A 24012-nucleotide genomic window follows, 5' to 3' on the forward strand; every position below is an offset into this window, starting at 1 on the left:
CTGCAAAAGAAACTGCACAGCAGTTTCATTTGCTTCACTATACTGAACAAATTCCTCCATCCGATCAGTTGTCTGATTAAGTCAAAATTATATGGTATCTCGATGAGCCATTAGCAGATCCCAATATTGTGGCAACGTGGCGACTTGCTAAGCTTGCTTCAACTAAAACACATACTGTGTTTTCGGGCATGGGGAGTGATGAAATCTTTGCGGGTCACAATCGTTATACAACTGAAGAGCGCGAGCAATCTTTTTTTTCACCTTTGGCACAGTTTACCATGCAGATGATGCGCTCCTTTTTAATTCCTTTACTAAGTGTCGTCAATAAATCTTGGGCTTATCCTCTGCTACGCCATGCAGGAACAAATCCATGGCAATTTAACTACATGAAAAAAAATACGATTTTTAGCGAGAGGGAAATTGCCAGAGCTGCTCCTAAATTAGCTGGATTATTTGATCCGGAAGTTTTTTTGCATAAGTTTCATCATTTGGAGAGAATTAAATCACTCACGTCTTCTTTTCTTTATTTTGATGTTAAAACGCGCTTACCCGATTGTTTTATTTTGCAATATGAGCGCCTAACAACTGCCCATCAGCTTCAATGGTGTACGCCTTTCCTAGACCATCATCTCATTGAATATCTCGCAACATTTCAAGAACCTGAATATCTAGATGAAAGTGAAACAGCTTCTTTTTTAAAAGCGATTATGAAAGCTGCTTTGCCCTCTTCAGTTGCTCAGCGGCCAAAAAAAACGCGTCAAACATTTCTTAGGGAGTGGTTAATTACCCCCCAAATACGAGAAGTATTTCTTCTTTTGAAGCGAGGATCTCTCGTAGAAAGCGGTCTTATTTCCTTAAGGTGGGTGCAGATGCAAATCGATCAGCTACAAACTTCGCCTTACGCCTTTAAGTATTTATGGAGTGTTCTCATTCTGGAAATTTGGTTTCGTCTTTATATCAATCGACCGATTTCCTCCGAACCCCCAAATTTAAGTGTCAAAGAAATCCTCTTAGAATATTAAATAACAAACAAAAGCAAGCAATATGGCGTTACAAATACTTCCTCCAAAAGATTCTAAACCAAGTGCTTCCTCAAATTTGAATCAACAAAAAAAGCAAGCAGAAGAACACTTTGAAAAAATGTGGCAAAATAATCCAGAGCAATTTAATCCCTTACGCAATTGCATGGAGCGTGAACGCATAGATCAAACATGGAATCTCATCCAAGAGTTTTTTCCCACCCCCCCCCAAAAAACTGCTGATCTCGGCTGTGGATATGGGATTTTTTCGGAAAAACTAAGCCAAATGGGCTCGCAAGTAGATGCGGTGGACATCGCACCATCTGCCCTTAAACACTTAGAAATATTTCATTCTGAAAAGATCAAGCCTATTCAAAGCCATCTTCCTTTCACCTCTTTGCTCGATGGAGAATATCCCCTTGTCATTTGCACAGAAGTCATCGCCTATCTCCCTTCAAACCATTTTCGGATCTTATTTTCTGAACTTGCTCGTTTAAATACTAACGAAGGGTTTGCTGTTTGCTCGACACCCGTTGATATTTATTCTGAAGATGCATTGCAACGGTTTTTAGGATTAGCGGAAACAGAATTTAAGATTCATAAAATTGTGTATAGCCATCACAGCCTATATATTCAGCTGAGAGATTTTTTTGAAATTCCATCCCATTTTGTGCGGGCCTCTCAAGATCCGATCTATAAAAAAAAATATCTCGAAAAAACTAATGGAATCAAAAAAAAATGGATGGAATGGAATAGCAATCGTTTTTTTGGAAACCTATGGAAAATCCCGAAACTCATTTTTGCTCCTGTTTTTAATTGGCTTTCACAAAATCGTACGTCTCTTCTGCTATGTGAAAAAGCTTGCCGCTTTATTTGGGGAGATAATGGAATTAGCCATGTTGTTTTCATTGGATCACGCCGACCGATTATTGAAAAAACCCCTATCAATGAACAACCCATCTTGCCAAAACAAAAAAGATCGGTGTGGGAATAACTTTCTCACACCTTATTTATTTTATATGCTTAATTAAATAGATAATAACATTTTAATTTATACATAAAAACACATAGTCACTCCTACCTGAAATTAAATCAGCAAAACAATTGCATTTTTTATTGTAAATTGTTAAAATTTTCATCCTCCCCTAAATTAATCAATAATAAAAAGGATGTTCATGCAAGTCCCTCCAAATCTTCATTCAGCCCCCCTTGATTATCAAGCATTTTCTTTAAACAATTCAGACAATCACTCACAATCCATTACTTATGTGAAGATTTACACTTTAGATGGACACGAACGTGTAATTGACAATCGGATCCTTGACAACTTAGGTATCCTAAAAGAAATTTTTGCTTATGGAGAATCAGATGAATCGAAACTGAGCGAAGCTCGATTGAAATTTAGCGCCGCCGTTCTAGATTTTGTCATTGATTGTGCGATTAAGAAAAACTCTGAAAATAGTTTCTATGCATACTTTCAACCCATAATGCAAAATTCAGTTTCTTTACTCCCCGAGATTTATCAATTTGCAAGTTTTTTTTCGATAGAATATTTGCAAGTATTATTGCTGACGATTTCTCTTGGTGACAACTTACCAAATGAATACCAACTAAAACAGTTTGAAGAGATTGTCAATAACGATGCTTTTGATTTAAATCAGAGAAAATACGCTTGCTACATGTTAATTACATGTAATCGATCCAATACTAAAGTAAAAGAGCAGTTGCATAAGTTCATGTCTTTAACAACCGAAAGCAGTATTGAAGAAATATTCGGTTGGATTATGGGACCTAATGGGATACATTGTGCTAAACGACAAAAATGTCTCTATTATTTTTTTGAAGTACTTAGCGATAAGGATTATTTAAGCTCAAATCCCAGCTTTCTCCTATCATCTAAAGATACACTTCCCCAACGCTTCAACTCAGACCTATCCCTATCGTTCACAGATGCACTTCCGAAATTATATGAACAAGGAGATTACTTAGTCCTCCATAGTTTTATCAGCTTAGCAAAAAATATCAGAGACCCCTTTCTTGCAAAAAAACTGTTTGAAATCATTGATAGCGCAGCAAATATCTCCAAATCATGTTTACAAGATCATTTTGACTGGGGTTCACTAATATTAAATAAAACAATTGAAAAACAAGAAGCATCCCTAGTCTTTAGTGTTCAGGAAAGTGTGTTCGCCTCCTTTGCATTTCATGCAATGATTCATAACATCTCTTCAAATCAAGCCGCTGAAGTCTCAAAAACATTTTGTGATTGTATTTTGAATATAGAGACCAAAGGTTTGTCATTCCCGCTCCCGGCTTTGCGAGCTCCTCCCAAAATATGGACGATCCCCAAAAATAATCAACATGCTTATATCCTTAATACTGCTTTCCATAGCATATTCTGTACCTTTCAATCCGCACTCCAAGCGACCAAAGACCCAGAAGAGTGGCTAAAAATGCTAGTAAAATTTTTACATATATATCAGGGATTGCAAGATTCGACAAAAAAAGCGGATCCATATTATCTTTACAATTCCCGCCTTTTACAAACTTTTCATCATTTAGATCTTTCTCAAGATAATGAGGATCATCAACGTTTCTTAAAAGATTTTATAGAGTTACTTGATCATTTTCGATTAATTACCTTGGATTTAGCCTTGGATTTTACCGAATATGAAGATCGTTTTCCTGAATTTGTACAAGCCATGCAGGATAGATTAACTGACGATGTTAAAAATAACTTAATCATGCATAAAGAACATTCCAAGCAAAAACAAGAATTTGATTATTCTTTCTCAGAAAAGGTCATTGAATATCTTCGCCTTAATCAAATAGATGCCGCATTGTGTGCATTACGTGATGAAGAAAATCGGCTATCAAATCAAAAGGCTTTTGACAAAATCGCTTTTCGTACCATGTTGATGCAAGAAATTTTAAAGGGTGAGAACGGTCTAGCCAATGCTTTAGAATTAAATCGACGATTCGGAAAAAAAACACGCAACATGTTTTTAGAAGTCATCATTAACGATCTCGAACATGCTCAGACAGGAAACAAGCTCGAACTATTTTCTGAGCTGCTAGGGAGACTTGAATTACTTCATGACTCAAAACTCAAACAAAAATTATATATTCAACTTATTCATTATGCCTGTAAGCAGCCTATCAAAATAAGTCTAGAAATTGGAAATAAATTCTTCTTGCCTCTACAAAATTATCAAGATGAGCAATCTTTCCCAGTAAATTTAATTGACCTACTAGAATATTTGCTGATCCATTCAAAACAAGAAGAATGTCTACCGGATGTCTTGAAATTCGTTGAAGGCTTTCACCGGGGCAAAACAAAAAAAGGAGATTCCTTAAAAAATATTAAAGATCGGATGATACCATCCTTACTTGCAGTTCATTTAATTCGTGGAGAGGCTAAAGAAGTTCATCGCCTTTTAGGTAGATCAAAAACACACAAAGCTGTACTTTATCCTTTAAATAAAGCCTTACGATTATTAGCAGATTTTGAACTTACTCAATCCTCTACCAGATGCTTAAATGAAATTGTTTTCAACAAAATAAGTGCTTGGAAGGAGGCTTATGATGCACTTGGAGCCAAACATTTAAAAATATACTTCGAAAATGAATCGAAAGATATTTTTACATTTTTACTTAAAGAAAATACAAAAGCCTTACAAAAAGTAGAAGCACAAGAAGAAAGAAATACTTATCTTAAGAAGATCGGTATATTACTCCTAAATGCACCTTTGATGGCTATTGAAAGTAAAATTAAGTGTTTAGAAACAATTTTTGCTTTATACCCTATCAATGTTACTCAACAGGCCGTTAAAAATATTTGCTTTTCAATTTTAGAGAAACGTAAACGACATGAAGCCGCTTCTTTAGGAACGTTTTTAGGTGAAAGAGCTCTTGCTTCGATTTTACCAAATGTTTCAAATATGTTTCAATTTTCGGAAATGACTTTCCCGTTTATAAAAGCGCTTAAAATGAATGGTTATACTCGAGAATTCCTAGATCATGTATTGTCTAGAAACCTTTCTTTCAATAGCATAATGCAAATCATGGCCTGGTTACCCACCACATCTATTGACTCTTTTACGCAAACAAAAAGAAAGTTCGAATTTAAAGAAACGAAGATAGAACCAGCGGATTCGTTGAGTAAAGATTCTCTAGAACCCGAAGAACCTCTTGCGAAAAGAAAACGAAAAGACAAAGGTAAAGAAAAGATGGATGAATAAAAACACTTATTTATCACATTAAAATTCCTTTTTTTTATGCAGGAGAAGTCATAAGACTTCTCCTGCAGAAATCAAACACATTTTATCTCGATCATTCCGCAATCTCTCATTTTTAAAGTTTTGTAAAAAAATAACCTTTTACAAAATCTTATCAGGCTACAATGAGGAAACACCCTAAAAAAATATTTTATTTCATTAACACAGCTTTACAAAATTTTTAATTATAAGCGAAATTGAGGATGCAGAACAAAATAGAGAAATAATAACAGAAAAAAGTTAATGGAGAGCTTTGACTTGTCGATACCATATGCAAACGTTCACTATCGTGATGGTACATGCATTTTATCACCACTATTTTAAAAGTTTAAAAAGGGTAATCATTCTCATAATTTTTAAAGGTATTCTTTATAGAAAAGAATTGAATTTTTTGAAAAAAAGGGCCGGAGATTGTCTCAAAGCACAAACAACATCCTTAAGGCTGCTACATTCCTGTCCTGACCTGGTTCGGACTGTTTCATTCTATGAGGTCCCCGGCTTAAAGAGGAATAGATTGAAAGTAAAAGGTTAACCAAATAGTGAGTTAACTGCAATGGTTATTTTTGCTTCTATAAAGAGTGGCATACAGAAGCTCTCTTTCATGCATAGCTCCTCGTTCAAATAGTCCCAGCAGTAGACAAATGGGATTTTTTAAATGTTGCTAAATCTTCTGAAAAAATCTTCCGCAAAGCTTGTTGAGTTTCGACAAATATTTCTTCGTCGGGTTTTAATAATTCGACTTCAGATTCTGTAAACCAACGAATTCCTTCCGTTTCTTCAACATTCTGTGTGATTTCTCCTTTTAATGGAAATCCCAAGTAAACAAAATCTAAATGTTGGTGTGCCGGCTGCTCCCGATAAGCAGGAACTTCAGCGGTTAGACACAGATAAGGACGAGCAAAGCTTGTCGCATTCCATCTTTCTATCCAAACATTTTCTTGTAGAAAAAAACCAATTTCTAATCCTGTCTCTTCTAAAGCTTCACGTCTAGCTGCTTCTGGAGGAGCTTCATTTGGCTCTATATGCCCTCCAGGAGGCAACCACTTTTGCAGTTTTTTATGAAAGATCAGAAGAACTTTCTGTTCTTCTAAAATGTAAACGGATGTTGTAAATTGTCTCATTCTATTGTTCCCTCGTAAGTACGAAAATGCTTTTCAACGTTAGAAAGTGTTTTTCTCAAAGCTATTTCAGGATCAATTTTGTTTTCTTCCGCATATAAAACGAGAGAAAATAGCATCTTTCCGACCGATTCTTCATCGGCACAATCCCAAGAAATGCTTTTAAAGTTCCCTAGGGAAAAATCTGTCTTTTTGATTTTTTTTCCTATTTTCATTCCACGCGTTAAACCTGGAAGCGCTTTTGAAATCCCATCTAAAGCACTTTTTCTTTCTTGCTTTTCCTGAGCTTTAATTGCTTCCCATTGACTCGCAACTTCTTCCGCGGTCTCCAATTTTTTTGTGCTGAATACATGGGGATGGCGGCGAATCAGCTTTGCAATAATATGCTCAACAGGCTCTGCCATTCTAAATTTTCCTTCTTTTTCAGCTAATTTGGTGATAAAGAAAAGATTTAAAAAGAGATCGCCCAGCTCTTCCTCCATATGATTAACATCCCCTGAATCGACAGCTTCAATCCATTCAGCAGCTTCTTCTAAAAGAGTTGAACGGAGGGTTTCAAGCGTTTGTTCGCGATCCCAAGGACATCCATTGGGCCCCAGCAATGTATTTAAAACGTCTAGAAGTTCTCGAATTTTGCCCAGCAAATTTTCATCCGCTTGTGTCATTTTGCACCCCAAGTTAAAATCAAAAAGAAGCAATTTATCATGAATCCCGATTTCTCTCATCAAGTTCTTGCCTTTTTTTGCCTTAGCTTTCATAGTTTGACTTGCCAACAAGGAATGTTAAAATGCCAAAATCCTCAGTTTTTATCGCATCCACAGGACAAAACATTGGCAAAACAACGTTATGTCTAGGAATTATTTCGGGCTTAAAAAAACGGTATTCCAAAGTTGGATTTATCAAGCCTATTGGTCAACAACATGTGACTATTGAAGGAAATGTGACGGTTGATAAAGATGTGATCTTATTCAAAAACGCCTTTCAGTTAGAAGATCCCTGGGCAGATATGAGTCCTGTGATTATTCCACAAGGTTTTACGAGAGATTTTATTGAGGGTAAAGTCACTGAAGAAGGCATGACGCAAAAAATTAAGCACTCTTTTCAGAAAATCTCCAAAGCCAATGACTACACCATTGTGGAAGGTACGGGACATGTTGGAGTAGGCTCTATCATCGATTTAAGCAATGCAAAGGTTGCCTCTTTATTGGGTCTTGAAATGGTGATCGTAACCTCTGGAGGACTTGGCTCGGCTTATGACGAACTTGCTTTAAACTTAGCTTTGTGCAAAGAACATAAGGTTAAAGTCCGCGGAGTTATTCTTAATCGCGTTTATGAGGAAAAGAGGGAGATGATTCTGCATTACTTCCCTCGCTTGCTTAAAAAATGGAACATCCCTTTGGCAGGATGCATTCCTTACAACGAATTTTTAAATAATCCCACCATTAAAGACTTTGAATATCTTTTTGATACCACCTTATTTGCTGGCGAGCAGCATCGCTATCGCCATTTTAAACACACTCGTTTAGCTGCCTCTTCCCTTGAAGCTTATGAAGAAGAAGTGATTCTAAATGAGTTAGTGATTACGCCGGCTAGTCGTGAAGATATTATTCATTCGGTCTTGAAACAGCACCTAGCTGCCTCTAAAATGGATGGCACGGATTTTCAAGGTGGAATGATTTTAACTGGTAGACATCCGCCAAGCAAAGAAATTTGCGAACAAATTCGACGGGTAGACATCCCCACTTTATATGCTCCCTTGCATAGCTACGATGCTTTAAAAATGATCACTTCTTATATCGCCAAAATCCGTATGGAAGACCTTCCAAAAGTAGAAAAAGCGATATCCCTAGTGGAAGATAATGTGGATTTCAACTTACTCACAAATGGGCATTCCTCACATTAAATTGATGCTGGAAGAGGATAAGTCGCCTTAAATCTTTCGAGAACTTTTTCTAAAGAAATGGTCTCTTTCTCGCTCACTTCAATTAATCCGGCATCCAACCAGGTTTGTTTAGATGTATCTGCTTTGATTAATCTTTCCGCAATCGGATACAAAAGGGGATCTTTTAATACTAATTGAATCAGTTTTAACTTGGGAATTTGAATATTAGGATTTGCACCCTTTTCCAGAAATAGCTCAATTAATGCCACTGAATTATTTGCTATCGCCAAAAGAATTGGATGCACATGATTTATTGGGTGATTTACTAGATGGGGAAACCTAGTCAAAAATTTTTCCGCAAAAGCTAGACTATACTTATTTATTGGGCAATCCATAAGAAAAAATAATCCGGAAACTTCGTTATCATCTCTTTGTAAAGTCGGTTTGCAAAAATCAAATGCAAAGTTAAAAAAATCATCAGAAAGATCAAGTTCATTTTCCAAAGCTATGTACACGATCGCGGCATGAAATAAAAACTCTCCGTTTGCCAAAGATCTAACATCTTGTTGGATAGCATTTAAAATTTCTTTGTTTTTTGATAAGAAAGTGCCGCTAATTGCAGCTTTAACAAAAATAAAATGTTTAGAGCTGGGTTCAGTATTAATTCGTTTGAATACCTCATTCACCATAGAAATAGAACCATATTTTCCAACGGCTTCGGCTAATTCATTGAGATGTGAATGAATGATATCTGAATCAATGGAATCCAAAAATCGAAATATATTGGCTACTTTGCCTTTGATTTCATTTTTTTCTAATTCACTTGCAGGCTGAATAGAATTGATAGTTTCTAGATTTTTTAAATTTTCTTGTGCATCTTCTAGGAATGCTTCTGAAGGGAAAATTTTAGAGTTCAAAATTGCCATCATTTTTTCTTTCTCTGCCTGATCGATTCTGGCGAGAAAAATGGTGCGTTCCAAAATTTTATGCATATTTCTGAAATTTTGCAGATCGGAAAATATCTCGCGAGCAGATTCAATCGTTTTTTGGGCAGTCGCTAAAGATTTTTCGGCATTTGTTGAAGCAATACTTCTTCTAAAAGGTTTGAGAACAAGATTAAGGACATATATGATACATCCTTTTAATCTCCCATCTTTTTTCCGCACCCCGAATTTTGTTGTCATGACAAATTTAGGATCTTTAGCTGCTTTAACTAAATTGGATTGAAAATTACCATCCGAAAAATCGAATTTAATTGTCATAAGAAACCTGCGTTCAAACGTGTAAAATAGTGACGTTAGCCCAAATAGCGAGAGCATTGTGCCTGAAAAGACTGAAAAATGTCTATTGCAGAAAGTTCTTGAATACAGGCCCCAGATGAGCACTTGCGTAGTTTTGGACAGCGCTTGGTAAAAGTTTGACCGTAGGGGCAGCTTCCTTGCAAAGCGTGGCTTTGTGTCCCTAACGGCTGGTATTTCAAGGCTAATGAAGCCCCAAAAATGCTAAATGTGGGTGTACCAGTCGTGCCAGCCAAATGCAAAGGAAGAGAATCCATGGCCAACACAAGGTCAACTTGACTCATCAGATTTTGTAAGAGAGGCAAAGGAAGTTTATCGACGATTTGGCTATTTTGAATCAATTGTGTATGGAGTCTTTGAACCATCTCTTTTTCGTCAGAAGACCCCCAAATAAACAAATAACGGCAGGCAAATCTTTCTTGGATCATGCGCAGCAGTTCGATCAACGTCTTTTCGGGAAGCTGCTTGTTGCGCCAAATTGTCCCTGGACAAACCAAGACAGTTTTTCCGGAAGTTAATAGAGATTTCACACAAGCTTGGTTTTCTTCAGAAATATTCAATAAGATCTTTTGAGGAACGTAAGTGAAATCATTGAAAAATTGCTGTGGGATGGCAAGATAATCCTCTCGGATATTATAGCCCACAGGAGGATCGAACTTCACGTTTGAGACAAGCAAATTTGGCCATTCGGGCACAGAATTCCATCCAAATCCTACTTTTTTTATGCCTTTAGCCATTCCCACAATAAGCCCTGATTTGCTGTTTCCCTGTAAATCAAAGATCACATCATAGGTGACTTTACGCAAACTCGAAAATGTTTCACAAATATCCCACCAATTTTCTCTTAGAGGAAAAAATTTTCTCCATTTTTTGGTGTGGACGTACAGTACATTTGAGACCGCTGGATGCCCTTGAACAAGTTCAGAAAATGGTTTCTCTACCACCCAATCAATCTGGGCATGCGGAAAGCGACTTCTTAAATAGTCAAGGACTGGAAATGTTTGGATGATATCGCCTAAAGATGAAGTCTTCACGATAAGAATTTTCATATCAGCCTCAAATGATCAAGGGCTTGTTTAAAATCGGAAGGCAGCGGGGCCTTTAACCTGATCTCTTTTTCTGAGCTCGGATGTGGGAAAGTGATTTCATAAGCATGCAGCAAGTAACGTGAGGGTTGATAAGAACAGATAAAACGTCGACCATATTGGTAATCGCCTAAAATAGGATGCCCCATTTCACTCATATGTACCCGAATTTGATGTGTGATCCCTGTAACTGGATAGCATTGGATTAAAGTACAATCCTGACCTTTCTTTTCTTTTCTCCAACCAGTACGGGCATGTACACCTTTAGATCCTGTGGCCTGTCCCCAAACTGTTTGTCCTTGGTATTTATGCAAAGGAGCAAGGTTGTTGTCGATGACGCCTTTCTCTTTGCTAATAGCACCGTCCACAATGACATAATAAGTCTTTTTCACTTTAAATGTTTTAAACAAATGAATCATTTTGTGCAAAACTGCGTCTGTCTTGGCAAACAAAAGGATACCGGTCGTGTCGCGGTCAAGGCGGTGAACAAGCTTAAGTGAGGGATCCTTCTGATGGATGAGTCGAACAATACCACTCGTATCGCAATTAATTCCGGCTGGCTTATCATAAACCAAGAGATCAGCATCTTCATAGATGATCCGCTTAGCTTCAAATTTTAACTGGGAAGAAGCAAAAAGAAATTGAAGCTTGTCGTTGTCCCATTCAATTTGATCGCCATTTGCAACACGTGTAGAGGCGAAGCGTTCCACTCGTTGATTGATGCGACAAAGATTACGCTCAATAGCATGCTTTAATTGTTTAGCGGAATAGGCATCCCCCAATTTGAGTTTGAGAAATGCATTTAGGGTCATGCCTGATTCTGCCGAAGCCACTTTCCAGATGTGCATATTTTAAACTTCTGGAAATTGGGTCAAGAAGCGCATATCATTTTCTGTGAAAAGACGGATATCACTCACCCCGTGTTTCAATAAAATTAAACGCTCAACGCCCATTCCCCAAGCAAAACCTGTATAAACTTCGGGATCAATATTCCCATATTTAAGCACTTCAGGATGAACCATTCCAGCCCCTGCAATCTCTAGCCAGCCTGTGTGCTTACAAAGATAGCAGCCGCTTTTATGGCAGTTAAGACACGAAATATCAACTTCCATGCCAGGCTCAACGAAGGGGAAATAACTAGGGCGATAACGTGTTTCAATTTCACGTCCAAAAAATTTTGCTACAAACTGGTCCATAGTAGCTAAAAGATCGGCAAATGTCACATTGACGTCCACATATAATGCTTCAACCTGGTGAAAGAAAACGTGTGAACGTGCTGTAATGGTTTCATTACGATAAACTTTTCCAGGAGCAATGATACGAATCGGCGGACGATTAGCTTCCATGATGCGCGCTTGAATATTACTGGTGTGTGTCCTTAAAAGCATATCGGTGGAAAGGTAGAAAGTATCCTGCATATCGCGTGCTGGATGATCAGGCGCAAAATTTAGTGCTTCAAAATTGTAATAGTCAGAATCAATATCAGGCCCATATTGAACTGAAAAGCCCATTTCAATAAGGATATCGATCATTTCGTCGAGAACTTGTGTGATGATATGTTTACGCCCAGCAAAACGTCTGCGTCCAGGAAGTGTCACATCAATCACTTCTCTTTCTAATTGGGCATTTTCTTCGGTTGAAAGAAATCGAGTTTGGCTGGCCTCTAGCGCGCCTTCCATCTCTTCTTTGAGTAAGTTAATTTGCTTTCCAACCTCTGGGCGTTCTTCAGGGGAAACATCTCGCAGGGATTTCATCAAATTTTGCAGAGGTCCTTTTTTTCCTAAGTATTTAACTTTGATCTGTTCCAAATCAGCGGAAGAATGAGCTGTATTTAATTCATGGTTAAATTCGTTCCGTAATGACTCTATTGTTATGTCCATTATTTTTTACTCACTTTGACAGGTCTTCATTGATGGTCGATAAGAAGTAGGAAAACGAAATAATCAATCTCGTTCCAAAAAAAAAGCAGAGCCGCTTAGGGCTCTGCTTAAAACCAGTCGATATCAAAACCTCTAAGCGAGGGATGCCTTTGCACAAACCACTACAGCTTCAAAGCTATTAGGGTCGCGTACTGCGATATCGGCTAACATTTTTCTATCAAGTTCACATCGTGCTTCTTTTAATCCATGGATCAACTTACTGTATGACATCCCATGAATTTTTGCTGCAGCACTGATACGCATAATCCATAAACTACGAAAATCTCGTTTTTTCAGTTTGCGATGGCGATAGTTGTACGCCATAGCACGCATAACAGCTTCGGTTGTTAGACGTAAATGGTTTTTACGATCTCCAACAAATCCTTTCGATAGTTTACGCAGTCTTTTTTTGCGACGACGTGAAGCGACAGCGTTGGTTGCTCTAACCATGCTAATCTCCACTATTTTACATCTAAGCTTTCAGCCTAGACACGTTTATTATCGCATCGGCACTCTGGCAGATGCATTTATACGCACATCAAACGTTTGTAAGTCTTGAGTTGTCCCTCATCCACTAGGGCTGGCTTTGACAACTGACGTTTCCGTTTGGGTGATTTTTTAGTCAAAATATGCCGTTTTCCAGGATGGCCTCTTTTAAGCTTCCCAGTACCAGTCAATTTAAATCTGGCAGCCACGGCTTTTTTTGTTTTCATTTTGGGCACTGTAATTCTCCTAAAATAAATACTCTTATTCGTTCTAATTCGGCTGTTGTTCAGTCGAATCGGCATCTTCCGGAGAAGATGAACGCTTAGGAGTTTCTTTTTTCTTCTTTGATCCAGGTGCAAGAACTACATTCAAAATCCGTCCAAACATCTTCATCGGAGCTTCAGGAATGGCAATTTCATCAAGTTCATCGCATAGCTTCTGAACGAGCTTTTCCCCTATTTCAGGGTGCATCATTTCCCTACCACGAAATGTACAAGTAATCTTGACTTTATTTCCTTTTTGGATAAAGTCCCGAGCATGCCGAAGTTTCGTGTTTAAGTCGTTTTCATCAATATTAGGCTTAATTTTAATTTCTTTAACCCTAATTTGATGTTGCGCCTTTTTATTTTCTTTCTCACGTTTCGTTTGATCGTAACGGAATTTCCCGTAATTCATAATCTTACAAACAGGAGGAGATGAACCAGGAACGATTTCAACAAGGTCTAGCCCCGCTTCTTCAGCTCGTGCTAAAGCTTCTTGTATGGAGATAATTCCAATTTGCTCGCCTGTTTGACTTATTACGCGCACCTTTGGAGCACGTATCTCTCGATTCGCTTTCAATCCGACTCTTAAACTCCTTATTAGTGCTCTTTATCATCTGCATTTTGCTGGTCAAACAGATTTTCTTTACTCAAAAGGGCAAGAAAGTCTTTAATCTCAACATCAGTTTTTGCAGTTTTGTCGTCAAAAGAGCGAACAGTCAATCGATTTTCTCGTTCTTCTTTGTCCCCAACGATCACTAAATAGGGAACTCGCTGTCGAGTTGCATCATAGATTTTTTCTGCCAGCGGATGCTGTCGTTTATCAATCGCAACTCTTAGGTTTTGATTTAACATCAAGACCTGTATTTTCTTCGCATACTCTATTACTTTCTCCCCTATTGGGAAGATTCGCACTTGCTCAGGTGCTAACCAAAATGGCAAGCGCCCCTCGTTTTGCTCTATTAAAAGAGCTATCCATCGTTCGGTCGAGCCAAGTGCAGTCCAACGAATCACCCACGGGGTGCTTTGAAGGCCTTTTGCTTGACTAGCTAATGCGAATGATTCTGCACTAAAAAGATCAAACTCTAATTGAGGTCCTTTCCATTGCCTATTGAGTGAATCGAATAGTTTAACTTCAATTCTAGGACCTCGCCAAGAAGAAAAAGCTTCTTCAACCTGATAATTTAAGTGACAGAACTTTAATGCTTCATGCAAAAACGCAATTGCTTGTGGCCATTGCTTCTTTGCAGCAGCATTTTTTTCAGCCTTTGGGTACAAATACCACTGGGCCTCAAAACCAAATACTTTAACTGTTTCCTCAATGAATTGCAAGGAAGAAATCAATTCATGCAAAACTTGCTCTGTTAGGCAAAACAGATAAGCATTGCTCATTTCACAAGTTTGGGATTTAAGCAATCCATCTAATTGATCACTTGCCGCAGGAGAAAATCGCTTTTCAGATTCAAAAAATCGAAGGGGAAAAGAGCACAAAGCGGATGCAGCAAAAAAAGCAGAGGAAAGCTGCGTAGAAGGGAGAACATACTCTTCTTCTTCTTTTTCAACGATCCAAGACTGTTCCCGTATTTTTTTTTCGACAGAAGGCTTAAACGAAAAATGCTCTAGAGGCAGCAAGCCAGTCATTCCAATTTTTTGATAACCATTTGCAGCATAGCCATTTTCACACCATTTCAAAACAGCAGCGCGCAAAGATTCGCCGCGCGGAAGCCATACCCAGGAAGATATCCCTGCAGGAAGAAACAATTCCATTTCTTGCCCAAGATGCACATGCTGATTTTTTTTATGACGCGTCCACTTTTTTAGAAAAACTTTCATCTCATCGCGCTGCAAAAAAGCGGCCCCAAAAAGGCGAATCACACGTAATTTACCAAAGCTTGCATTGTAAATTTCTTTTTCAGAAAAAGAGAGAATTTTTACAGCTCTAATAACCGTTGGATCAGGAATTTCAGTTTCGGCATAAAGATCATAAAAATCCGCCATCCTGATTAATTCAACAATATTTTCCTCTGCATTTTCGGCGAGCTGCGCATGAAAAGACTGACCGTGATGTTGAAAAAAATGCACTGCATTTTCGCGCATCATATGCATTTCTTGAATTGTGGGAGGATTTTTGCATAATTGCCAAAGACGCTCTTCTATGAGAGGTAATAAAGTTTCTGTCACAGGCTGTGGGAAAAGACAATCATAGTAAAACCCCACCTGATTAATCCCACTTTGAACAAGCTGAACGTTAGGAAACAGATCGCGTAGCACGCAACCCAGCAACTTGGATAAAAGGGTTCGAAGAGATATCGGTATAAAATTCATGGGGTATTTGAGAGGGGAATGGGATATAGCTGACTTGAACAGCTGACCTCCACGATGTCAACGTGGCGCTCTAACCAACTGAGCTAATACCCCATCTAAATTCATGTATGAGTTTTGATCACTGAACAAGAACAATAGCCGATCGTGCTAAATTTATTCAAGCAAAAGAAGCGTGTCCTTGAAGATTTTTGCTTTTCATCAGAGATACCACTTGGAAGCAGATTCTATCACCACTCAGATTTGTCAGTTTTGCTCAATCCCAAAATGCGTTCTTTTAACTCTTCTAGATTGTGTCCTTTCCAAGGTCTCCATCCTTCGCTGGTGCTGAACGACACCATTTGTTCAGAAGATAGCTTGCCTTGGTTTTCTAATTTCACCTCATATACAATGCATCCAATCGGTAGGTTTTCCATTTCCTTTAATTCACGTATTAAAGGAATTTGCATCTTTAGCTCAGGGTATTTTTTAGTCATCGCCTGAAAAAGATCGTAACCTGTTGTCATTTGAGTATATAAGATATAATCCCCTTTTACTTCAGCTGAAAGAATTTCATGATGTTTTAATCCAAGAATTCTTGAAACAATCGTTATTCCATGCTCAACAAATTTTAAAACTGTGACGTTATGTTGATGCCATGTATCACCCTGGATGACACTTCGGATGGCGTGATACTGTCCGATAGAACCTAGATATTCCCACTCCCACAAAGCACCTTTTGGGGAATAGCCTAATAAATCCTCATCACTGGCTCGTTCGCACATGTATTTTTGAACATCAAAAATCTTTCCATCTTCATAATCCCCACTCATCAATTCTAATAAACAATCATCAGAGATCATTCGCACTTCTAATAACCTCTTCGCATTGCATTCCAAACCATCAATCGATGCAACACTCAAAAAACAGACAAAAAAAAGAATTAAAGCGAAAGGTAATCGTCTGCTTGGTTTAAGATATAACATCGAAATAGACCTAAAAATAAATTGTTCATTGATAATTGTAAGCATAAATAAAGTATTTAATTCCACCATGATATTCTGACAGTAACACCCCTCTTTGCTTCTCTTTCGATCGTACCCCTATACTATGATCAGCCCATAATAAATTACCCGCTTAGGGTGGCTATTTCACTTGTTCAAAAAATAGATGAGTAAAAAGAACCCCTGATTCCTTATGATTTAAAATTAAATTCCATACTTAACAGATATCGCATCTTGTGATATGCATCGATTGTCTCCATTAAAGATCGATTAGCACCTCTTTTTTTAGACAAAAATAAAGGGAATCAGATGAAAAAGTCCGCATCGATAACTACATTATTTATAGATATTGGCGGTGTTCTTTTAACTAATGGATGGGATAGACAGTCCCGCATGCTGGCATCACAAAAATTTAACCTTGATTTTGAAGACATGGAGAGTCGCCATCACCTAACCTCTGACACATTCGAAATAGGAAAGCTTACCCTTGAGAACTATTTAAATAGAGTTGTATTCTATCGAAAGCGAATGTTTACACGAGAAGATTTTCAAAAATTCATGTTTGATCAATCAAAGCCTTTTCCACAAATGATTAACTTGGCTCTTAAACTTAAGATCCTGCATAGCCTTAAAATCGCCGTTGTTAGTAATGAAAGTAAAGAGTTAAATGAATACAGAATAAAAAAATTTAAGTTAGGCGAATTCGTAGATTTTTTTATTTCTTCCAGCATCGTGCATTTGCGCAAACCAGACGAAGATATTTTTCGCCTCGCTTTGGAGATCGCACAAGTTCCTGCTGAACGAGTCGTCTATATTGAAAATACACCTATGTTTGTCGAAGTCGCTCAAGGACTAGGGATTCAAAGTATCCTTCATACCGATTATGAATCAACATACGTCAAACTGTCCGATCTAAAAGTAAACAGATGAAAATAAGAACCTTGCAGGAAAGGCTACGCTCTGTTCTATTCGCGTCAATGTCGTTAAACTCACTATAAACGTGTTGTCTTGAATACTTCGACCAAGGCTTTTTCTAATCAATGACATATCCTCACCATTACTCAAGCTATCTGTGAATGGCGTAAGCTAAAACAATTGAAGGCCCTTTATTTTGAGAAGGAATACACACACACGCTCTCTGAACCAACTCGTGCAAGCCCCCCCTTGAGGTTTCTTGTGCAAATGGCATTGGGGTCATGCTACCAGAAAATAATGCATACCTGCATGCCATTTATTATAATTGAGGGAGGAAAGAAGATTTTGCTGACGCGATTGCGACTATTCCTTCAGTTCATCCACGAGATATAAGAGGGCTTCTAAAGATGGGCCGGTCAAATTACAAGCTGGATCGAAGTAAGGGCAAACGAAATTCCTGAGAATAAGCTAAAAAGCAATAAAATGTTGAACCAACGAAATTTAGCCGACGATTGTTGATCAGATCTTAGAATATGGAGAGAACCTGGACTCAAACCTTAAGCTATCCACTCTCTTGATAGCAACACCGATCCAAACTTTTTGGTATGCACAATAATAAAAAATTTGGCATTCCCTAATCCTGATATATCCAGGTCTTAATTCAGATCATACTTGCGCCAATTCCCAACACTTCAAGGCCTCTCTCCATGCATCCGGAGCGTTGCGCATTTTTTTAGCAATCAAAGCAATTAACTCTGCTTCATATGCCGATTTAGGAGAACCTGTAGAAACCATTTCTTCAATAACAGGCTCAAAATACTCGACAAAATACTTATGTTTCTTACAGTAAGCAAGAGCTTCAGAAGGAAATTCTGTAAATAAGCGCATTAAAAATGCCTTTCGATAAGACTTATGAATCTCAAATGGCCAAATGGTTTGACTATGGGTTAAATTATACCAAATTGCTTCTTTTATTTCTTGAGGTGCTATTTTCTTCATAAAACGTAAAAAATTTTTAACAAATACTCCTGACTTATCTGCTTTTAATTCAGCAACAACCTGTGCCTGAATTTGTGGAAGCAACCCTCTTTCTGTAAAATATTGTCGGACAGATGGGGAGGGATTTTGAAACCTCTCTCTTATAACAGACGACATCTCATTTGTGACTAAAAACTCACTCCACACTGCATCAAATATCTTATACTCGGTTTCTTGATTAATTTGATCGCGAATTTCCTTTGGTTCGTTACTAAGTTTTTTAGGACAAATAAGCTGAACCAATGTGCGAAAATAACTTTTGATGTGCAATGACATCCAATTGACTGATAAAATTGCTTTGCACAATACCCTCATGTGATCCTCATTGTGAACGGAAAACACCACTTTGAGGTCAGAACCCTTAATTGTGTGACCTTCAAAACCAATCCCCGTCAAGGTACAGAGGAGATGTAAAAAATCTTTGTGCGATCCTTGCCAATTATCTGATCCTCTCCAGTAAGCAATCACCTCCAAACTGTCGCTTCCTCTGTTTTGGGAAATGGTAGCCACAAAACTGTGATAGTTTAAGGGGACATTAATACGCACAGATGCCTTTTCGGAAGAAAAAGCGACAAACGTTCCTATGTTTTCTGCAAAACGCTTTACAAGATCTGGTTTATTATATTTCTCAAAAAGTTGTAATGCCCTCCTAAGTGTTCTAGGTAATAAGGTGGCGAGAGTGGAAGAGAAGGCAGGTTGAGCAGCCTGTAATAAATTTTGATGAATCACAGTCAACCTTTGATCCTCATTTTCAATCGCTCTATAAACAGGACTGAGAGGAACAAGCCAATGCTCCAACGAAAAAGTTTTTTTAGAAGAAGAGGCTCTGGATATAGGTCTTACCATATCGAACATCACCTCTTCATAATTCTGATTAATCAACCTACTTTTTCGACACTCTAATCCAAAGAGAGCAAATTGAGTAATGCGATCTTTAAATAAAGAGTCTGTTTCCTCTTCAGAAAGAAGGCGGAAACTTCTGACTATCTTAATATTTAAATCCCATAGCTGAATCACATCGACAAATATCTTTGAGAGATAGAGATTATGAAAAAAACTTCGCTGGTGATGTTTTGAAACAAATTTTAAAAAATCTTGACTGAATGCTTGTAATGCTGTCCATGAATCATAAAGATTCTCTTTGGATCCGATTTTTTCGGACTGATCAGTTAAATTTTGAACTCGAACATCAAATTCCAAAACAGAGAGTAAAAATTCACGCGTTTTGCTCTCTTGTATTAAAGTATCAATAGAAGGTGTTTCACCTGAAAAATAAACAGCAAACCACAAAGTGTCCATATGAATAGCACCTAATTCTTGAACGATATGTAATAATCTCTCTAGCTTTTCTGGAGGCGCCTGAAGGTTATCTTGTAAAAAGATAATCCATTTACGTTGAAGGTTTTCATCAAAAGCATTTCGACCACAGGCTGCAAGATCGCAAATTATCTCACTCTCCACATGAGACTCCATGAATACTTTGATAAAGAGAGGAAGATAAGTAGCGGCCTGGATTCCCGCTAGGCTATGGGCTCCTACGATTCCTTTAGCAGTTTGTTCAAGCATTTGCTTGAGCATCCCCGCATGCAAAGAAAGATGAGAAGGCGCCTTTGACTCTCGACACTTGTGCATGATGTTCAGAGTGCGTGTTACTGAGCCATGAAGAGAAATGGCAACCTTTCTTACTGCGCTTGTTTGCACTTTGCTATGCAATATGTGGGCAAAAATGCGCGCTATTTTCTCATCAATCTCATCTAAATTTACAGCTAGCCTTTCAGGAGTTGTGGTCAGAAGCCGTGTGATCTCTTGAATACTTTCATTTGGAACAGTAGCTTGTATGCTCATGCTTTGAAGATCTACACTGATCGGATTAGAAGCAGAATGGATAATAAGCCCACTTCTAGGAGGAATATAGCTCTCTGCAAAGACAATAACTCCTGTCTGTGGACACAGATTATAACACCCTAAATCCTTCCATAAACTACGACAATTCTTCCAGTCTTCATAAGAAAGAACCATACAAGGGATGGGAGTGCGAGCGCTGGAAAAATTGACTGCGGCATGTGAATTACTGACCTTTGGGGTTTCATAAATAATCACAGCTTGATGCTTTGAGCTAAACTTCTCATCTGCTTCATCTAAATTTGAAGCGAAGAGTAGACTTTTACCAGAGACAGACATGAGCCGGTTTTCTCCAGAAACCACGGCTTTACCATAAAATTTTATTCCGTTTTGTGGGATGGTTTCTGGATCCAAGAATGTAGGATCCTTCATCTCAGGGACTTGAATAGGCCTTGCTTGAACAATGTAAATCACATCCTCTCGAATCACAAATTCAATGTCCAGATGACAACCAAAGGTTTCCTCTAAACGGTTGGCTACAATTTGAAGTTTCTCTAAGTGCCTTTCTTCTAAAACTCTCTTTTCTTGAAGAGATGAGTCATTCACCACTTCTTTGGTTGAACCACCGGGTAAAACCACCAATCTGTGCGTTTTTCTCCGAATTGTTTCATAAATCCCCATCTCAGTAATAATCCACTCATCCGCCGCAATTCCTTTTTGTGTAGAAACAACCCCTTCTCCAAAACCCCAAGAAGCACTTATCTGCGCAATCCTTCCCTCTTGATCAGAACTCCAGTTCGGCTTATGCGTCATCATAACTCCGCTCACTAAGGGATGATCATCTTCTGTCACTTGTTCCATGACCAGCACGCTACAAAGAGGCATGTGGGCAAATGGATTCTCAAAAGGGGATCGGTTTTTGAAAGAGCGATATCCAAAATAAGAAGCAACCACCTCAGCCAATGCTTGTTTCAACAATCTCTCTGTGTTTAGGATTCCCCCCACCGTTTTATTCCCTCCCGCATTCACAATACGACCATCTTCATTCGAGGAGCTACGTACAATAAGAGTTTTTCCCTTGAGTCCATTGAGAGCTGTTTTTTGTTCCGGCGTAAGCTTCAAAAAATCCACGGATAAGATATCTTCTTTCACATTTTTCTCTACTGATCGAAGCAATTCTCCCTGCCGGCTTTCATTTGTTTCGGATTTTGTCTGATCCCATAACCGATAAGTTTCTGGACTAAAATACGACTTAATTTGTTCATCCGTAAATCCAAAGAAAGCAGGAACTAAAGCTATTTCACTTGATAAGGAGCTTCTGATCCGCAAAAGATTATCGTGTTTAGAACCACAACGACCTGAAGAAAAAACCACTGAACACAGCTTTTCATAGTCTCTTTCTTGCCGAAGATGTTGAAATACAAGTTGGGCCCTATGCCTGCGATAATTTCTCTGAATAATATTCGCAGCTTTTTTTTGTTTTTCGAAAACCTGTTTTGCTAAATATCTGCGACAGTTTTTTTGGATTACAACAGCCGCTTCTTTTTTCTTTTGAAAAATTTGTTTCTCTCTATGCCCTCGATAGATCTTTTGAATACAAATGGCAGCCTTCCTCTTGCGGTCGAAAGACTTTTTCGCTATCCATCCACGAATATTCTTCTGGATCTGAGTCGCAGCAACATCTGAATCAATCAAGTAAAAGCGATGAGTATGGCGAGTTGCCAGCTTAATGGGAAGCATTACGAGAGGAACAATGATAGTAAATAACGAGGCAACTTTTAGAATGGTTTTTATCTTAGAAGTGGGATAGCTTTTTAACATCACACCTTGGGCCCCTCCTTGAGTACAAGAGGGAAGGACGCACATTTTTCTTGTCCAAGGCAAGGCAAAATAACTATCTGCTTTCTCTAAAAAAAATTCTGACCATGTTAAATTTCGATGACGTGGATAATAAATACTATCAAAGAAATTAACACTCATTTCTTATACCTTCTATAAATTAGTTGTCAGAAAATGAACTAATTTTAATAAAAATTCCCATAAAAGACAAGTATCATAAAATTAGATGTACTATTTAATTAGTAGCAAGGTGAACAAACTTGATAGGTTTATTTTCATAAGGAAAGTGAACAACAAAAATTTATTTAAGCCCTTAAAAAGGCAAAACCAATTGTCGCTCACATTTTTTTCTTTTGCATAGGACCCTCACAAAACCAAAGCCCTATGCGACTCCTACAGAAAATAACTATAAAGAATTGAACTCTGTATTTAGAAAAGCCAGGATCGCATCACGTGTTGTTTCAAGATGCTCCTGCTCATGTGCATTCGACACAAACCACGCCTCATGCTGCGAGGGAGGAACATAAATCCCCTGAGCAAACATAAAACGGAAAAATCGCGCAAAACGGGGAAGATCTAGCTGCTGAGCCTCTTCTTGATTCATCACTCTACGCCGACCGAAAAAGAGCGTAAACATTGATCCCACCTGCTGAATGCAAGCCGGCAGCTCATTTTGAAGGATAAATTCTTGAACCGGTTGCACAATCACCTGTGTTTTGGCTTCCAGCTTTTCATAAAAACCGGGTTGTTCAGCCAAGACGAGCGTTTGCAGTCCTGCCTCCATCGCGATGGGGTTACCTGAAAGTGTTCCAGCTTGGAAAACAGGTCCGAGAGGAGCTAAGAAATCCATAATTTCTTTTCTGCCACCAAAAGCGGCAGCAGGGAATCCCCCTCCAATGATTTTTCCAAAACAAGTCAAATCGGGCTTAATAGAATACATCCCTTGCGCCCCACGCAATCCTAGGCGAAACCCCGTGATCACCTCATCAAATATTAAGAGAGCTCCAGCTTCTAATGTCTCCTGACGCAGAAGCTCCATAAATTCAGGCTGAGCCGGAACGACCCCTATATTGCCAGCAATAGGTTCTAAAATCACAGCGGCGATTTGATCTCCTAACTCCGCGAAAACTTTTTTTACAGCTTCTCCATCATTAAAAGGCAAAGAGATCACGTGTTTCACAACTTCGGCAGGAATACCAGCTGATGAAGAGGCAGATAATTCAGCAACACACGACCCAGCTTTAACGAGAAAGAAATCAGCATGACCATGATAATTTCCATTGAATTTAATGATATAATTACGCCCCGTATAGCCTCGAGCTAAGCGGACAGCACTCATCGTCGCTTCTGTTCCTGATGAAACAAAGCGAATTTTCTCTACAGAATCGATCCATTGCACCACTTTTGAAGCTAACTGCCCCTCTATAGCACTCGTGACACCAAAAGTCGTTCCTTTTTCCAGTCTTTTCTGCACTGCAGCAAGGATCTTCGGATGTGCGTGGCCATGAATAAGAGCTCCCCAAGAACCACAATAATCAATGAATTTGTTTCCATCTACATCTTGAATGAGATCGTTTTCCGCACTTTCAACGACTAACGGCAGATGATCCAGCCCTTTACAGGCTCGGATTGGAGAATTGACCCCCGCAGGAATAACGGAACATAAATGACTATATGTTAATTGAGAAGCAGGTCTTTCTGCTTGAGGTTTTGTTCGGCAAATCATATT

General features: G+C 38.4%; 18 protein-coding genes, 1 tRNA gene and 1 other RNA gene. 5 read left to right on the plus strand and 15 right to left on the minus strand.

The window, feature by feature from the left end; genetic code table 11:
• The first annotated feature begins 89 nt into the window (after nucleotides 1-89).
• The 3 genes from AB7E63_RS05035 (at nucleotide 90) to AB7E63_RS05045 (ending at nucleotide 5260) form a co-directional block, all read left to right on the plus strand.
• Nucleotides 90-1022 (plus strand): asparagine synthase-related protein, encoded by a 933-nt coding sequence (locus AB7E63_RS05035; RefSeq protein WP_428418899.1) that lies wholly within the window; start codon nucleotides 90-92, stop codon nucleotides 1020-1022.
• A 22-nt stretch (nucleotides 1023-1044) separates the two neighbouring features.
• A complete protein-coding gene (locus AB7E63_RS05040; RefSeq protein ID WP_006340922.1) occupies nucleotides 1045-2013 on the plus strand; it encodes a class I SAM-dependent methyltransferase in 969 nt (322 codons plus the stop codon).
• Nucleotides 2014-2194: 181 nt separating this feature from the next.
• Nucleotides 2195-5260 (plus strand): hypothetical protein, encoded by a 3066-nt coding sequence (locus tag AB7E63_RS05045; protein WP_428418883.1) that lies wholly within the window; start codon nucleotides 2195-2197, stop codon nucleotides 5258-5260.
• A 436-nt stretch (nucleotides 5261-5696) separates the two neighbouring features.
• Here the strand turns inward: AB7E63_RS05045 and ffs are convergent.
• The 3 genes from ffs to AB7E63_RS05060 form a co-directional block, all read right to left on the minus strand.
• An RNA gene (ffs, locus tag AB7E63_RS05050) (signal recognition particle sRNA small type) lies at nucleotides 5697-5795 on the minus strand.
• A 118-nt stretch (nucleotides 5796-5913) separates the two neighbouring features.
• Nucleotides 5914-6417, minus strand: a complete 504-nt coding sequence (locus tag AB7E63_RS05055) for an NUDIX hydrolase (RefSeq protein ID WP_006340924.1) — start codon at nucleotides 6415-6417, stop codon at nucleotides 5914-5916.
• Nucleotides 6414-7079 carry a MazG family protein gene (locus AB7E63_RS05060; protein WP_226987372.1) on the minus strand — a complete coding sequence of 222 codons (666 nt, stop codon included), beginning with the start codon at nucleotides 7077-7079 and terminating at the stop codon, nucleotides 6414-6416. The genes AB7E63_RS05055 and AB7E63_RS05060 overlap by 4 nt, the downstream gene beginning before the upstream one ends.
• A 122-nt stretch (nucleotides 7080-7201) precedes the next feature.
• On the opposite strand from AB7E63_RS05060, the gene AB7E63_RS05065 reads away from it, so the two are divergent.
• Nucleotides 7202-8317 (plus strand): phosphotransacetylase family protein, encoded by a 1116-nt coding sequence (locus AB7E63_RS05065; protein WP_006340926.1) that lies wholly within the window; start codon nucleotides 7202-7204, stop codon nucleotides 8315-8317.
• Here AB7E63_RS05065 and AB7E63_RS05070 read toward each other — a convergent pair.
• The 10 genes from AB7E63_RS05070 to AB7E63_RS05115 all read right to left on the minus strand — a co-directional run bounded on the left by AB7E63_RS05070 (nucleotide 8314) and on the right by AB7E63_RS05115 (nucleotide 16508).
• Nucleotides 8314-9558, minus strand: a complete 1245-nt coding sequence (locus AB7E63_RS05070) for a hypothetical protein (protein ID WP_006340927.1) — start codon at nucleotides 9556-9558, stop codon at nucleotides 8314-8316. The two genes, AB7E63_RS05065 and AB7E63_RS05070, sit on opposite strands and share 4 nt — an antisense overlap.
• A gap of 35 nt (nucleotides 9559-9593) precedes the next feature.
• Complete coding sequence (locus AB7E63_RS05075; RefSeq protein WP_013924853.1) at nucleotides 9594-10643, minus strand: glycosyltransferase family 9 protein; 1050 nt, start codon at nucleotides 10641-10643, stop codon at nucleotides 9594-9596.
• Nucleotides 10640-11527 carry an RluA family pseudouridine synthase gene (locus AB7E63_RS05080; RefSeq protein ID WP_013924852.1) on the minus strand — a complete coding sequence of 296 codons (888 nt, stop codon included), beginning with the start codon at nucleotides 11525-11527 and terminating at the stop codon, nucleotides 10640-10642. The genes AB7E63_RS05075 and AB7E63_RS05080 overlap by 4 nt, the downstream gene beginning before the upstream one ends.
• 3 nt (nucleotides 11528-11530) lie before the next feature.
• Nucleotides 11531-12559, minus strand: a complete 1029-nt coding sequence (gene pheS / locus AB7E63_RS05085; protein ID WP_006340931.1) for a phenylalanine--tRNA ligase subunit alpha — start codon at nucleotides 12557-12559, stop codon at nucleotides 11531-11533.
• A 132-nt stretch (nucleotides 12560-12691) separates the two neighbouring features.
• Nucleotides 12692-13048: a 50S ribosomal protein L20 gene (gene rplT / locus AB7E63_RS05090; protein WP_013924851.1), complete on the minus strand. Its 357-nt coding sequence runs from the start codon at nucleotides 13046-13048 to the stop codon at nucleotides 12692-12694.
• Nucleotides 13049-13125: 77 nt separating this feature from the next.
• The gene (gene rpmI, locus AB7E63_RS05095) at nucleotides 13126-13320 is read right to left on the minus strand and encodes a 50S ribosomal protein L35 (protein WP_006340933.1); all 195 of its coding nucleotides are present in this window, start codon (nucleotides 13318-13320) and stop codon (nucleotides 13126-13128) included.
• Between the two features lie 34 nt (nucleotides 13321-13354).
• On the minus strand, nucleotides 13355-13924 hold the full coding sequence (gene infC / locus AB7E63_RS05100) for a translation initiation factor IF-3 (protein WP_006340934.1): 570 nt from the start codon (nucleotides 13922-13924) through the stop codon (nucleotides 13355-13357).
• A gap of 20 nt (nucleotides 13925-13944) precedes the next feature.
• Nucleotides 13945-15669 (minus strand): His/Gly/Thr/Pro-type tRNA ligase C-terminal domain-containing protein, encoded by a 1725-nt coding sequence (locus tag AB7E63_RS05105; protein ID WP_428418888.1) that lies wholly within the window; start codon nucleotides 15667-15669, stop codon nucleotides 13945-13947.
• A 19-nt stretch (nucleotides 15670-15688) separates the two neighbouring features.
• Nucleotides 15689-15762 (minus strand) — tRNA-Val (locus AB7E63_RS05110).
• A 134-nt stretch (nucleotides 15763-15896) separates the two neighbouring features.
• The gene (locus AB7E63_RS05115; RefSeq protein ID WP_237753907.1) at nucleotides 15897-16508 is read right to left on the minus strand and encodes a hypothetical protein; all 612 of its coding nucleotides are present in this window, start codon (nucleotides 16506-16508) and stop codon (nucleotides 15897-15899) included.
• A gap of 450 nt (nucleotides 16509-16958) precedes the next feature.
• On the opposite strand from AB7E63_RS05115, the gene AB7E63_RS05120 reads away from it, so the two are divergent.
• The gene (locus AB7E63_RS05120; RefSeq protein ID WP_013924850.1) at nucleotides 16959-17579 is read left to right on the plus strand and encodes an HAD-IA family hydrolase; all 621 of its coding nucleotides are present in this window, start codon (nucleotides 16959-16961) and stop codon (nucleotides 17577-17579) included.
• A 651-nt stretch (nucleotides 17580-18230) separates the two neighbouring features.
• Here the strand turns inward: AB7E63_RS05120 and AB7E63_RS05125 are convergent.
• Together AB7E63_RS05125 and hemL are read right to left on the minus strand one after the other, a co-directional pair.
• Complete coding sequence (locus AB7E63_RS05125; protein WP_428418890.1) at nucleotides 18231-22424, minus strand: PEP/pyruvate-binding domain-containing protein; 4194 nt, start codon at nucleotides 22422-22424, stop codon at nucleotides 18231-18233.
• Nucleotides 22425-22689: 265 nt separating this feature from the next.
• Entirely contained in the window at nucleotides 22690-24009 is a 1320-nt protein-coding gene (gene hemL, locus AB7E63_RS05130) for a glutamate-1-semialdehyde 2,1-aminomutase (RefSeq protein WP_006340940.1), read from the minus strand.
• Nucleotides 24010-24012 lie beyond the last annotated feature (3 nt).

The sequence above is a fragment of the Parachlamydia sp. genome (assembly GCF_050255895.1).
Taxonomy (GTDB): domain Bacteria; phylum Chlamydiota; class Chlamydiia; order Chlamydiales; family Parachlamydiaceae; genus Parachlamydia; species Parachlamydia acanthamoebae.

What these genes read in the sequence shown, in the direction of transcription:
- AB7E63_RS05055 (WP_006340924.1), bottom strand. Translation starts at nt 6,417, where the DNA reads ATGAGACAATTTACAACATCCGTTTACATTTTAGAAGAACAGAAAGTT.
- rplT (WP_013924851.1), bottom strand. Translation starts at nt 13,048, where the DNA reads ATGGTTAGAGCAACCAACGCTGTCGCTTCACGTCGTCGCAAAAAAAGA.
- pheS (WP_006340931.1), bottom strand. Translation starts at nt 12,559, where the DNA reads ATGGACATAACAATAGAGTCATTACGGAACGAATTTAACCATGAATTA.
- AB7E63_RS05045 (WP_428418883.1), top strand. Translation starts at nt 2,195, where the DNA reads ATGCAAGTCCCTCCAAATCTTCATTCAGCCCCCCTTGATTATCAAGCA.
- AB7E63_RS05115 (WP_237753907.1), bottom strand. Translation starts at nt 16,508, where the DNA reads ATGATCTCTGATGATTGTTTATTAGAATTGATGAGTGGGGATTATGAA.
- AB7E63_RS05105 (WP_428418888.1), bottom strand. Translation starts at nt 15,669, where the DNA reads ATGAATTTTATACCGATATCTCTTCGAACCCTTTTATCCAAGTTGCTG.
- AB7E63_RS05070 (WP_006340927.1), bottom strand. Translation starts at nt 9,558, where the DNA reads ATGACAATTAAATTCGATTTTTCGGATGGTAATTTTCAATCCAATTTA.
- AB7E63_RS05125 (WP_428418890.1), bottom strand. Translation starts at nt 22,424, where the DNA reads ATGAGTGTTAATTTCTTTGATAGTATTTATTATCCACGTCATCGAAAT.
- AB7E63_RS05120 (WP_013924850.1), top strand. Translation starts at nt 16,959, where the DNA reads ATGAAAAAGTCCGCATCGATAACTACATTATTTATAGATATTGGCGGT.
- hemL (WP_006340940.1), bottom strand. Translation starts at nt 24,009, where the DNA reads ATGATTTGCCGAACAAAACCTCAAGCAGAAAGACCTGCTTCTCAATTA.
- AB7E63_RS05080 (WP_013924852.1), bottom strand. Translation starts at nt 11,527, where the DNA reads ATGCACATCTGGAAAGTGGCTTCGGCAGAATCAGGCATGACCCTAAAT.
- AB7E63_RS05065 (WP_006340926.1), top strand. Translation starts at nt 7,202, where the DNA reads ATGCCAAAATCCTCAGTTTTTATCGCATCCACAGGACAAAACATTGGC.
- AB7E63_RS05060 (WP_226987372.1), bottom strand. Translation starts at nt 7,079, where the DNA reads ATGACACAAGCGGATGAAAATTTGCTGGGCAAAATTCGAGAACTTCTA.
- AB7E63_RS05040 (WP_006340922.1), top strand. Translation starts at nt 1,045, where the DNA reads ATGGCGTTACAAATACTTCCTCCAAAAGATTCTAAACCAAGTGCTTCC.
- AB7E63_RS05075 (WP_013924853.1), bottom strand. Translation starts at nt 10,643, where the DNA reads ATGAAAATTCTTATCGTGAAGACTTCATCTTTAGGCGATATCATCCAA.